At 36.5% G+C, this 12,125-nt stretch carries 12 protein-coding genes; 1 reads left to right on the top strand and 11 read right to left on the bottom strand.

The features are described 5' to 3' along the window. Positions 1 to 133: 133 nt before the first annotated feature. From BK579_RS14845 to BK579_RS27065, 4 genes are all read right to left on the bottom strand, one after another. Positions 134 to 1,258 (bottom strand): DUF58 domain-containing protein, encoded by a 1,125-nt coding sequence (locus tag BK579_RS14845; protein ID WP_078546748.1) that lies wholly within the window; start codon positions 1,256 to 1,258, stop codon positions 134 to 136. A gap of 2 nt (positions 1,259 to 1,260) precedes the next feature. Then, positions 1,261 to 2,232 (bottom strand): AAA family ATPase, encoded by a 972-nt coding sequence (locus BK579_RS14840; protein WP_078546746.1) that lies wholly within the window; start codon positions 2,230 to 2,232, stop codon positions 1,261 to 1,263. A gap of 316 nt (positions 2,233 to 2,548) precedes the next feature. Then, positions 2,549 to 3,586, bottom strand: a complete 1,038-nt coding sequence (locus BK579_RS27070) for an ABC transporter substrate-binding protein (protein ID WP_407936277.1) — start codon at positions 3,584 to 3,586, stop codon at positions 2,549 to 2,551. Positions 3,587 to 3,670: 84 nt separating this feature from the next. Continuing rightward, on the bottom strand, positions 3,671 to 4,153 hold the full coding sequence (locus BK579_RS27065; RefSeq protein ID WP_078546742.1) for an ABC transporter substrate-binding protein: 483 nt from the start codon (positions 4,151 to 4,153) through the stop codon (positions 3,671 to 3,673). Between the two features lie 231 nt (positions 4,154 to 4,384). Here BK579_RS27065 and BK579_RS14825 point away from each other — a divergent pair, with 231 nt between their 5' ends. After that, the gene (locus BK579_RS14825; RefSeq protein ID WP_078546740.1) at positions 4,385 to 4,765 is read left to right on the top strand and encodes a hypothetical protein; all 381 of its coding nucleotides are present in this window, start codon (positions 4,385 to 4,387) and stop codon (positions 4,763 to 4,765) included. Positions 4,766 to 4,897: 132 nt separating this feature from the next. Here BK579_RS14825 and BK579_RS14820 read toward each other — a convergent pair whose 3' ends face one another. From BK579_RS14820 to BK579_RS14790, 7 genes are all read right to left on the bottom strand, one after another. Continuing rightward, on the bottom strand, positions 4,898 to 5,194 hold the full coding sequence (locus BK579_RS14820; protein WP_078546738.1) for a ferredoxin family protein: 297 nt from the start codon (positions 5,192 to 5,194) through the stop codon (positions 4,898 to 4,900). Then, positions 5,195 to 6,490 carry an FAD-dependent oxidoreductase gene (locus BK579_RS14815; protein ID WP_078546736.1) on the bottom strand — a complete coding sequence of 432 codons (1,296 nt, stop codon included), beginning with the start codon at positions 6,488 to 6,490 and terminating at the stop codon, positions 5,195 to 5,197. Next, complete coding sequence (locus tag BK579_RS14810) at positions 6,483 to 7,508, bottom strand: electron transfer flavoprotein subunit alpha/FixB family protein (protein ID WP_078546734.1); 1,026 nt, start codon at positions 7,506 to 7,508, stop codon at positions 6,483 to 6,485. Before BK579_RS14810 ends, BK579_RS14815 begins: the two co-directional genes overlap by 8 nt. Next, complete coding sequence (locus BK579_RS14805) at positions 7,508 to 8,329, bottom strand: electron transfer flavoprotein subunit beta/FixA family protein (protein ID WP_078546732.1); 822 nt, start codon at positions 8,327 to 8,329, stop codon at positions 7,508 to 7,510. Before BK579_RS14805 ends, BK579_RS14810 begins: the two co-directional genes overlap by 1 nt. A gap of 284 nt (positions 8,330 to 8,613) precedes the next feature. After that, positions 8,614 to 9,159, bottom strand: a complete 546-nt coding sequence (locus BK579_RS14800; protein WP_169891153.1) for a CueP family metal-binding protein — start codon at positions 9,157 to 9,159, stop codon at positions 8,614 to 8,616. A 127-nt stretch (positions 9,160 to 9,286) separates the two neighbouring features. Beyond that, the gene (locus BK579_RS14795; RefSeq protein ID WP_078546730.1) at positions 9,287 to 10,102 is read right to left on the bottom strand and encodes an alpha/beta hydrolase; all 816 of its coding nucleotides are present in this window, start codon (positions 10,100 to 10,102) and stop codon (positions 9,287 to 9,289) included. Between the two features lie 325 nt (positions 10,103 to 10,427). Then, positions 10,428 to 12,101, bottom strand: coding sequence for a ribonuclease J (locus tag BK579_RS14790; protein WP_407936248.1), 1,674 nt, complete (start codon positions 12,099 to 12,101; stop codon positions 10,428 to 10,430). Positions 12,102 to 12,125: the final 24 nt, after the last annotated feature.

Here is a 12,125-nt window from a genome sequence, read left to right as displayed (position 1 = left end):
ATAGGAATAATGCAAAAGAAGAAAACTGAGGTTGAAGGAACAATATAAACACCAACAACCATTATAATCGGAAGTAATAAAAGTAGTTCAATTGTGGTCTGAATCCATTTCGTAAAAAAGAGTTTTAATTTAGTTAACACCTAACATCACCTACTTCAGCAATCTTATCCTCAGTTGACAGCATGAGGATTTCTACCGAGTTCCCTAGTGCTTCTAATTGCTCCACTCTTTCCCTCATTCTTTCGGTATATATACTTGTTAAAATAAGAATATCTGTGCCTTTCAGTTCATTCTCAATATCTTCATCTAAAAAGTAATGAAAGCTTAAAGTCATGTCGAGTTCTAGCTTTGCCAACGTATCAAAAAGCTGAGTGGTTTGTTGGTTCCCGCTACTAGGGTGTATTCTAACAGATTCTTTTATAGGAGACGTTGTTAAGTCATCTATGAGGTAGGAGTTACAACCAAAACCAGTACTTACCCCTTTGGAGATAGCATACTCTCCGATTGTGGCAGCATATGAAATTCCTTTTTCAATAACTTCTTTATCATTTATTGGTCTCCAGATATCCTCTGTTTGATCAAAGTTTAAGTAAATCATCAAATGATGATCAGCTGAAAAATCATTTTTATTTACTTGCAACACTCCTGTTCGTGCTGTCGATTTCCAATTAACAGAACTTAATGAGTCTCCATAGGTATAATCACGTATACCTGAACGAACAAATGGGTCATCTATAATCCACCTTTTTACTAGAAGATCTCCTAACCAACTATGTGTAGGTAATGGAATCTCATCCATAGATAAGATTTTTGGGTAAATTTTAATTTCAGCCATGGCATGTAAGCTTTTAAATGTTTCTCCAAAACCCAATAAATCACCTGTGGAGATAGATACGGTTTTAAAACGAAAATATCCCCGTTTCATACAAGTTACCTTTTGCTTTCTGGTAATTCTTTGATAAGGAAGAAAACTAAAGAAGCTTCGATGAAACTCCTCATCGTGAATTTCTATATTAGGTTGAGTTTTTTTATCAAATTTAAGGGTTGTATTTATTTTTGATTCTAAGCGAAGCCAAAAAACGGGGAGAAGCTTACGGTTTGAGATTTGATCAATCATTTCAATCTCTTCCCCTTCAAACGCTGTCTTTTGACTAAATACTCGTTTATATTCAATATTAGTTAAGCCCCATTTATGAAAGATAATGCTTTGAATAAAGGCAACAATTACTGTAGCAAATAGTAGCCAAGGAATACTCATGATTAATAGGAGCCTTTTACGATTTCTTCTTCAGAAGGAACAGGGATTTGTTGAACTAGCTCATTTAATATGCTAGTCACTCCATTTCCTTTTACTCTGACAGAATGGCTAATTACCAAACGATGTGCGAGTACGGGTTTGACCAATGCTTTTATATCATCTGGAATTACATAATCTCTACCGTTTATAAGAGCATACACTTGAACAGCCTTTAACAATGCTTGACTTCCACGAGGACTAACACCTAAAACAATCTCGGGATGGTTTCTAGTAGCCTCTACGATATCCATCATATATCCTAGTATGTCATCGCTTACATACACCCTAGAATATAGTCTCCCAGCCTCCCTTATGTCTTCAATTGTTACAACTTCATTTATAGCTTCAAAAGGATTGTTCTCCTTAAAGCGTTTTAAGATTTGCATCCCCTCTTCTTTTGTTGGATATCCTAAATGTACTTTTAATAAAAAACGATCTAATTGTGCTTCTGGTAAAGGAAAAGTTCCTTGACTGTCAATTGGATTTTGAGTAGCGATAACCATGAAAGGAGGTTGTAGAGAGTGAGTCTCTCCATCAATAGTCACTTGTTTTTCCTCCATTGCTTCCAGCAAGCTTGACTGAGTTCTAGGAGTAGCACGGTTAATCTCGTCTGCTAAGATAATATTTGAAAAAATAGGACCAGGCCGAAATTCGAACTCTCCCTTTTTTTGATTGTAAAAGTTAATTCCAGAAATATCTGATGGTAATAAATCTGGTGTGAATTGTATGCGCTTAAAAGTACAAGCTAATGATTTCGCCATAGATTTTGCTAATAACGTCTTCCCAGTTCCAGGTACATCTTCTAATAAAACGTGACCTGAAGAAATAAGGGCTACGAGAAGTTGATTAATGGTTTCTTCCTTACCAACCATTACTTTTTGAATGTTTGCTTTCACTTTTTCTGCCAAAATTTTTATATCTGTTATTGATTCCATAAAACGACTCCTTTATCCTTTATGTTTTTTTATCTAGGCTCTTTCCAGAAAGATTGTTGTGAATGAAAAACATAGTTAAAACAATTTTTTAAAGTTCGGTTTTAGTTCAGGAAGAAAAGCTGACACTTACCTAGTACTTAGTGAATTTTAAAGACTATTCAAAAACAACAAAATTCTCGAAAACTCTATAATAATAAAATTCAACACTTTTAAGTGAATACCTCTAAATACAAATTGATATTATGATTCAAATTAAAAAAGGCTGATCCATAAGTTAGAGAGATGACTAACTCTGATCAACCACTTACAACTACTTTTATAAAAAAGAATTCCTGGACCAATGCAGTTCAGTTACTTCAGTATCGATTAGCTCAAATGTAGTTCGATAAGGTTTAAATTTAACATGTCTATTCACAGCATAAAGGTCATGAGGTGCACATAAGAAAAGAGCTAACGCTTCATTGAATACGAATCGATCAACGTTTTTTGCTTTCTCTAGTAACAATTGCTGATCTGTTTCCGAAGCCATATCCTCAAATAACTCATCAAACTCGGGGAGTGTTGGCCCCGCTCGAAATGCACCATCAATTCCCAAAAATTCTCTATGAAAGTATGCTGGAGTTCCTTCATAAAACAAGGCATAAGGATTAGCTAAGAAAATGTCCCAATTGGGTATTAATTTTTTCTCGGCTAATACTCTTTTCCATTTTAGTTCTTCTTCGGGTAAAATCACATTTACCTCAACTTTAATTTGCAAAGAGATTGTCATTTGAGAGGCAATGATTCTTGCCACATTTTCGAAGGACTTAGGAGTTGCAATTCTCAAAACCCGACCTTCAGGCCATTGTGCTTCCTGTAATAACTGCCGAGCTAGCTGTGAATTTTGCCCAGTAGGGATTAACTCCTCCGGAAAATCAAATGCCCAAGGTGGTGTTAGTGCTGGAACAAGATCCGCATATCCATAGAATCCGTCATTAACAATTTGCGTACGGTTTATTGCCAAATTAAGTGCAAGACGAAGGTTCCGATCATTAAAATTAACATCATCTTGATAACGGTTGAATGTCCCAGCTAGAACCCGGTTACCTCCTATATGTATTAATTTGGCATATGGTGAAGAATGAACAAAACGGGCATGTTCCGGCTGGACATTTGTAACGAGATCAACCTCCCCTTCAGTGTTCAAGCAAAGATATAAGGCCTCGTCTTTTGTAAGATCGTTTCGAAAGACAATCGACTGCAATTTAGGACCTCTTTTCTTATCCCAATAAGATGGGTTTGCATGAAGAACAACGTATGGGCTTCGATCTTCATTTATAGTAAACCAAGTCGAGGAGAAGGGTTTCTTATTAATGATCGATTGGAAATTATTAATAGAAGAATATCCTTCAGATAAAACAAATGGTCCAGTACCCCACGGGCCTGGTGCGTCAAGTACTCACCAATGACCTTCAGCTGTACCAAGTTTTTTATATCCGAAACCAAGTTGATTCCAAAAAAGCATATTGGTGAAATGGTGTGCTCGCAGTTTCCCAAGAGCTAAGCCCTCTGGTTTTGGAAAGTAATAACGAACCTTATACAAATCTTCCTTTTCAAGTCTTGTACCATCAGGAAGGTTGACCCAAGTACCTGGTGGGTGTGGGGCAATCCAAGGCTTTATTTCATTGAACGCACGAAGAACATAATCCGCGTTGAAGGGCTCGTTGTTATGAAAACGCACACCTTTTCTTAATTCTAGTTCAAGCGTTGTTTCATCAACCCAATGAACTTTCTTTGCTAAAGAGGGTATAATTCTCCCCTGATGATCTGCACCAACAGCCTCTTCCACTGCATGAAATAACGTATATAGCCAGTTTAATGGTGAAGAGTCAACTACGTTAATTGAACCAACAGGGGAGCCTTCCTCTGGATTAACAGTCATATTCACTTCCCCTTTCTTCTAGTCTTTCTTCTCATTTATACTGTAGGATTGCTTGTATGATTCTTTCGCTTTTGAATTACAATAGATTATTTTTTAATATCCCTAAAAATATAAATCTTTTTTTGCTGTACCAACATATACTTAAAATAAACCTCTAATTTCCATCCTGTTTCAATGTGTAAGCGCATTCATAGCGACGCACTATAAATTTATCTATAAAGGAGAGACGTCATGAAAGTAGTGATTAATTTTAGAGAGTTTTATCAAAAAACACCGATCTTAGTAGGTGAAAATGATCGGTTAACAATGAACAATATGTTTATTGATTCAGATTCAGATATAGAAAGAGACTCAAATCTCTTTGAGGATGTTTCACACTGGTTAATCGCCTTAAATGGTGATGAGATTGATGAAAAGCAAATTCAATGGAAAGTCATTATTTTTCCTATATGGGTAGATGGTTATTACGACTATTCATTCCCCTATTTTGTATCGGAGTCTTTACACACATTTAATGAAGCTTATGACTTTTCAAAAGGGCTTGAGCAATTGGCCTTGCAGGATCAGCTAGTGACAGTCCATAACCTAAAAGTTAAAAAGATAGATTTATAGAAATTCCTTCTTGGATTTCTTTTTGGTCATCTATGTGAATGTTTTTACAAGTTCTGAAGTTTTCATCCTCTTAAAATCCCACAATAAAAAGGACTACCAAATGGTTAGTCCCTCAGATATACAGTTATCGTATTACCCTAACCTAAACACAATCCCATGGCCACCTTTTGGATACTCCCATTTAATATTCTGATGAGGGCACCCAATTCTACAGCTCCCACACTCATGACAGCCTTCATAACCGATATGCATTCGAATATCTTCCCATTTGTAAATTTCTGCTGGACAGAATATGGTGCAAATTTTATCAGGACACTTAGTCATACATATGTCGGTGTCTTTTACATGAAGATGTGATTTTGTATCTGCGTTAAACCGAACAAGGTATTGTTTTTCTTCGATGGATTGACCTTTGTTCTGTTCGCTCATTTATTTCATCACCTTCCAAGCTTTATAGACATCACGTGCAATCTTCATTTTTTCTCTAGTTGAACCAATATCTTTAATAATCTTTTTCTGCTTTTCCCATTTAGAAGTGCCGTCTACAGTAAACATTTGACTTGCAGCTTTGTTTATCATTGGAATGTATTGGTCAAAGTATTGAGGGAATTTATTAAAATGATGTGTCGAATCCTTATATTTCTTCATATCCTGGCCAACAAAGCCTTCCATCAATTTAGTGCGGTACATTTTAAGCATGTTTTCAGAGAAATCATCGGCCTCTTTTGCTAGTAAAATCGTTTCTGCCGCAAGTCTACCAGATGTCATTGCAAGATTTGATCCTTCTCTATGAATGGCATTCACTAATTGTGAAGCGTCTCCAATGACAATTACTCCATCTCCAACTATTTTCCCCATTGATTTGTAACCACCTTCAGGAATCAGATGTGCTAGATACTCCTGTGGCTCACTTCCTTGAATGTAAGGACGAATCATTGGATGATTTTTTACATACTCAAGTAATTCGTACGGTTTGATCTTATGTTTAATTAAACCTGAGAGTAGTGTACCAACACCAATACTGAGTGAATCTTTATTGGTATAAAGGAATCCAGTACCTAAAATTCCCTTTGTAGCATCTCCGAATAATTCAATTGTGCACCCCTGGTTATTTTCCAAATTAAATCGATCTTCAATTATTTTTTTATCGAGTTTCAATATTTCCATAGTAGCTAAAGCCACTTCATCTGGCTTGTATTCCTTATGAAAACCTAGAGATTGAGCCAGTAAAGAGTTAACCCCATCAGCTAATACAACAACATCGGCATAGACGTCACCATTAGGCCTGTCTGTTCGTACCCCTATTACCTTTCCGTTTTCTACAATGCATTCCAAAACAACCGTCTCGTTAACTAAAATTGCCCCTTGCTCCACTGCCTTATCTGCAAACCATTGATCAAACTTTGCTCGTAAAACAGTAAAATTGTTGTAAGGTTCTTTCCCCCATTCCATTCCTTTATAACCAACAGTTATTGCAGATTCTTTATCCATCATCATAAATCGTTGCTCAACGATAGGGCGCTCTAATGGAGCTTCTTTATAAAAATCCGGGATAATATCCTCCATCATTTTTCGATATAAAACACCGCCCATCACATTTTTAGAACCTGGATATTCCCCTCGCTCTATAAGAAGTACATTTGCTCCTCCTTTTGCTAATTCAAAAGCACATGAAATTCCAGCGGGTCCCGCTCCAACAACAATACAATCAAATTTCTCAGACATGACTAACCCCCGATCTTGGTAAAGCATTTTTAAATTCTTCAATCAACAAAGGAACAATTTCAAAAGCATCACCAACAATTCCATAATGACAAGACTGAAAAATGGCTGCATCAGGGTCAATATTGATGGCAATAATTGTACCTGAGTTTCGCATTCCAACAATGTGCTGAATCGCACCGGAAATACCAATCGCAAAATATAGCTTTGGTGTAACAGTTAAGCCTGTTTGACCAACTTGGTGATGGTGCTCAATCCAACCAGCTTCGACTACATCACGACTTGCTCCTACTACTCCTCCCAGCACGTCTGCCAGATGATGAATTAGCTGAAACCCCTCAGCACTTCCTAGACCTTTCCCACCCGCAACAACTATATCTGCCTCGTCTATTCGTACCTTCTTAGTTGTTTCTCTCACAATCTCTAACACTTTCGTACGGATATCTGTTTCGTTTAAGGAAATATGTTTTTCAATTAGTTTGCCTGTCCGCCCTATCTCTCTTGTTAACGCTTTCATTACTTTTGGTCGAACAGTCGCCATTTGTGGGCGATATTTTTTACACAAAATAGTAGCCATAATATTGCCTCCAAAAGCGGGTCTACTTGCTAACAGCAATCCAGTGTCTGCCTCTACATCTAGTTCTGTTGTGTCCGCTGTTAGTCCTGTAGGAAGGTCTGTAGCTATGGCACTTGCAAGATCTTTTCCTGTGGATGTTGCACCAAAAAGAATAATTTCTGGTTTATGGTCTTCGCAGCATGCTAATAAAGCTTTCATATAAGATTCTGTTCGATAATTCTTAAATATGGGTTGGTCATAGACATAAACAAGATCAGCCCCATATTCATAAACTGTATTGGCCAGGTGCTTATTGTTTTCTCCAATTAATATCCCCGCTAATTCAACACCTCGTTTATCAGCAAGGATTCGACCAGCTCCCAAAAGTTCTAATGATACAGAAGCCACTTCTCCCTCTTTTTCTTCAATAAAGACCCATACTCCTCGATAATCCTTAAAGTCCATCAGGCATCCTCCCTAAACAATTCTTTTTTCTCAAGAATCACAGAGAGTATTTGTCCAACCTGCTCTCTCGGATGACCCTCAAGTATTTTTCCACCCTCGGGTTTTGCGGGCGCCCAGACTTTAGAAACAATAGTTGGAGAACCTTTTAAACCTAGTTGTTTTCGGTCGATATCATTTAAATCATTCACAGACCAAATGGTAGGATGATAAAGAGCTGCTTTAAGCATATTCGGAAAAGAGGAGTAAGGAACTTCATTGATTGTTTTTTCCACTGAGAATAAACAAGGTAAGCTTGATTGAATTACTTCATATCCATCCTCCAGCTTTCGTTGAACAATTGCATAACCTTCCTCTTTATTAACCTCAACCACTTTTTTCACAGAAGTAAGGGGTGGAATATCTAGACGTCTTGCAATTCCCGGTCCGACTTGTCCAGTGTCACCATCAATGGTCATCTTTCCACAAATAATAAGGTCAACTGGTTTTATTTCAGAAATCTTTTCAATCGCTTTTGTGATAGCATAGCTGGTGGCTAACGTGTCGGCTCCTGCAAATGCACGATCAGAAATCATGTAACCTTCGTCTGCACCGATTTCAATACACTTTTTGATTGCTTTTACGGCTGGTGGTGGTCCCATTGTGATAACAGAAACTGTTCCACCATATCGATCCCTAATTCGGACAGCCTCTTCGACCGCATGAGCATCATAAGGATTCAAAATAGCGGGTGCGCTGCTTCTGTCCATCGTGTTTGTTTTTGGATTCATTTTGATGATTTTTGTGTCAGGTACCTGTTTTATACATGCAACGATATGTAGCATCTTATCCCTCCTTTTTATAGACGCCTCTAATTTGAAAAATTAATAGTATATTTGCCTGGCATCTGTTGTTAACGTGTTGGAAGCGATAACAATGGTTGATGCTGGTTACTTTTACTATATTATCTGTGAAGGAGTTACATGCTCTTTTTATATAAAAGAATAGTTGAAATATCATTGAATTATAGGTAGCCATGGTTAATAAGCTAAATAGAATGAGAGAACAGCATAAAAAACAGCTACCAATGTGATAGCTGCCGTAATTAACTCTTATTGATAAAGCCAAACTAACTATTCTTTACTTCTTTTAATTGCATTGTTGTAATACATGTGTTGTCATCTTTAAATGTGGATATCTTTGACTGTACGGTTTTACCGTCGTGCCCAATTGTTACATGCAACTTCTTGTCTCTTGGTAACCATAAATCTATAAACCCATTTGAATGGGATTTGGATGTCTCATCCATAATCACATTTCCATCTTCATCTTCAATATATATATCAAACTCTTCGTTTACCAACTCACCCTGACAACCTGTCAGATTATGAATCGTTCAAGGGTGGGTTTGATCAACATACGGGGCGATGGAAACAAAAAAGTTCTCATTAGAAATGTCATAACTTAACTGACTTCCATCAGAGTCTGTTACAACTAGTTGATGTGAACTAATCGATGCAGACTGACCTTCCTTTATATTTCCTACACTGAAATCAAGTACCATTTCCTTAATATTTTCATTTTCTATAGAAGTACTTTCGTCGTTTGCAACAAACATATATGTTGCAACACTAACGAAAGCTAATCCTATAACCGCAAAGATTTTTCGTTTCACTATAAGTGTCCTCCGCTTTTTCTACAAGTATTCTTTTATATTTACATTCACAAATTATATTTTAACATAATTTTTAATGATAAAATGTGAAAAATTATTCACAAATTATGTATTCAGTTCAAAAAAATTAAACTTGTAAACCCCTAACCCACTTATCCGCCATTTCAACCCAATTTGTGACTTCAGGTTGTATAGAGTATTCATTATCTTTTACTCTAGTTTCTTCTGTACCAAGTGACAAACCGTGTATCCCTTTTGGGTAAACATGCATTTCAAGAGGAATGCTGTGATTTAATAGTGCGTTTGCAAACAAAAAACTATTCTGAACGGGAACGGCTGCATCAGTATAGGTATGCCACAAGAATGTAGGTGGGGTATCGATAGAAACCTGTTTATCTAATGAGAAGAGTTCAAGAAATTCTTCGCTAGTAGAATGAGTTCCTAATAGCGCCTCAATACTACCTCGATGAGCATAGTTTCCGGAAGTAATCACTGGATAAGATAATATTAACCCGTTTGGTTTTATTTGTTCATTAGGGTAAGGAAGTAAATTTAATAATATCTCCTTATTCCAAAACACACCTAGACTACCTGCTAAATGACCACCTGCTGAAAACCCTAAAATGATAATTTTGTTGGAATCTACATTCCATTCTTCACTATGTTCACGAATCAAACCAACTGCTTTTGCTAATTGACAAAGAGCGGTAGGAAAGACAGAGGGCTTTACACTATATTTTAAAACACATGTATGATACCCCATACTGTTGAAGCGAATAGCAACAGGCTCTCCCTCTCGATCGGATGTATGTTGGTACCCGCCTCCAGGACATATAACAATCATTGGTCGTTTATGGTTAGAGTTTGATGGGTTGTTTAGAATATAAGTAATTAAAGAAGCGGTCTCCTGCTGTTGAGTTATTTCTATTTTTGTATGTAACATATAGTTCCCCTTTCACTATTATGTTTCTATCCTTATGGAAAAAACGTAGGTTGATTAAGTAGCTCTATACTTAAATATATATACTCAGTATAGTTGGATGCGATTATTACAATAAAACTCTTATCATAACTAATTCATCGAAACCGGATATTCTCCTTCTTTAGTTTCAATAGGAAGGGCTTTTTTCATAAGATTGTTACTAGGTTACCTATTTGAAGTGCTATTTCAGCATGAATTTTCACAGACCTTACAAAAGTACCTAAGATATATGAAATCAGCAAAAAAAGACAATTACATTTAAATGTAATTGTCTTTTAAGTCAATATTAAACCTCAATAATAATCGGTAAAATCATAGGTTTTTTCTTTGTTTCAGCAAAGATATATTGTCCCACGGATCTTTTGATGTTTTGTTTGATTTCATTCCACTGATTTTTATTAGCTTTTTGTAAGTCATTTACCGTCTTTAAAATTAGGCGATCTATTTCCCTTAATAATTCTTCAGAGTTTCTTACATATACAAATCCTCGAGAAATTGTATCAGGTTGAGATATCATCTTTTTATCGTTTTTACTCATTGTTAGAATAGTAACAAGCATTCCGTCTTCAGATAATTGTTTACGGTCTCTTAAAACAATTTCTCCGACCTCACCAACCCCAATTCCATCTACATAGGTATTGCCTGCATGCACTTTTCGAGTTTGTCTAGCCACTTTTTCCTCAATATCAACGACATCTCCATTATTAAGGACAAATGTGTTGCCTTCCTCAACTCCTACGGATTCTGCAAGTTGTTTGTGCAAATGCAACATTCGATATTCTCCGTGAATTGGGATAAAATACTTTGGTTTCATTAAGGTAAGCATCAACTTCAGGTCTTCCTGATATCCATGTCCTGAAACGTGCATTCCTTTTCCTGATCCATAAATTACTTTGGCTCCTAACAAAAATAAGTTATCTACAATTCGAGTAACATTACGTTCATTCCCAGGGATTGGACCTGCTGCAAAGATGACTGTATCTTCTGGTAAAATTTCAACTCCTCGGAAATTACCAGTTGATAGTCTAGAAAGAGCTGCCATGGGTTCACCTTGACTCCCGGTACATAAAATAGCAACCTGTTCAGGTGGAAGGTCATTAATTTGTTTTTGATCAATTAACATGTTATCAGGAACATGTAAATATCCTCGTTCCATTGCTACATCAACAACATTGACCATACTTCTTCCTAGTAATGCAAGTTTCCGATTCGTCTTATGAGCTGCATCAACCACTTGTTGAACACGATTTATGTTTGACGCAAAGGTAGACAAAATGACTTTGCGTGTTGCTTTTCTAAAGGCCTCTTCCACATGGTCCCCTACCATCTGTTCTGAAGGAGTAGCACCTGGACGTTCGGCGTTCGTACTTTCTGACAATAAAAGTAATACGCCTTGATTACCAATCTCAGCCATTCTGTGAATATCAGAATGCTCGTCATTTGCAGGGGTTAAATCGAATTTAAAGTCTCCCGTATGTACAATATTTCCCTCAGGGGTGTTGAACACGATTCCAAGGCAATCCGGAATACTGTGATTTACTTTAAAGAAACTTACATCCATATTTCCTAATAACAATTTTGATGATGAGTTTATTTCCACTAATTCAGTTTCCCTTAGAAGTTTGTGTTCCGTCAATTTTAGCTCAATTAAACCTAAGGTAAAGCGGGTTGCATAAACAGGTACGTTTAATTTTTTTAAAAAGTATGGGACACCACCAATATGATCTTCATGTCCGTGGGTGACGATTAAAGCTCTAATTTTATCTTTATTCTCAACTAAGTATGAAACATCAGGAACAATAAGATCGATTCCTAATAAGCTTTCATCCGGAAATTTATTTCCACAATCAATAACGACTATGTCATTTTCATATTGAATGGCATACATGTTTTTACCAATCTCAAATAATCCACCTAAAGCGAAAATAGATAATATCTTTTTATTACTAGCCAAATCCATATCCTCCCACTATTTATAGTTAAT

Origin of the sequence: Litchfieldia alkalitelluris (assembly GCF_002019645.1) — a bacterium.
Classification (GTDB): Bacteria; Bacillota; Bacilli; order Bacillales; family Bacillaceae_L; genus Litchfieldia; species Litchfieldia alkalitelluris.
The sequence above is the reverse complement of the archived record's forward strand: the minus strand, read 5'-3'. Positions and strand labels throughout refer to the sequence as shown.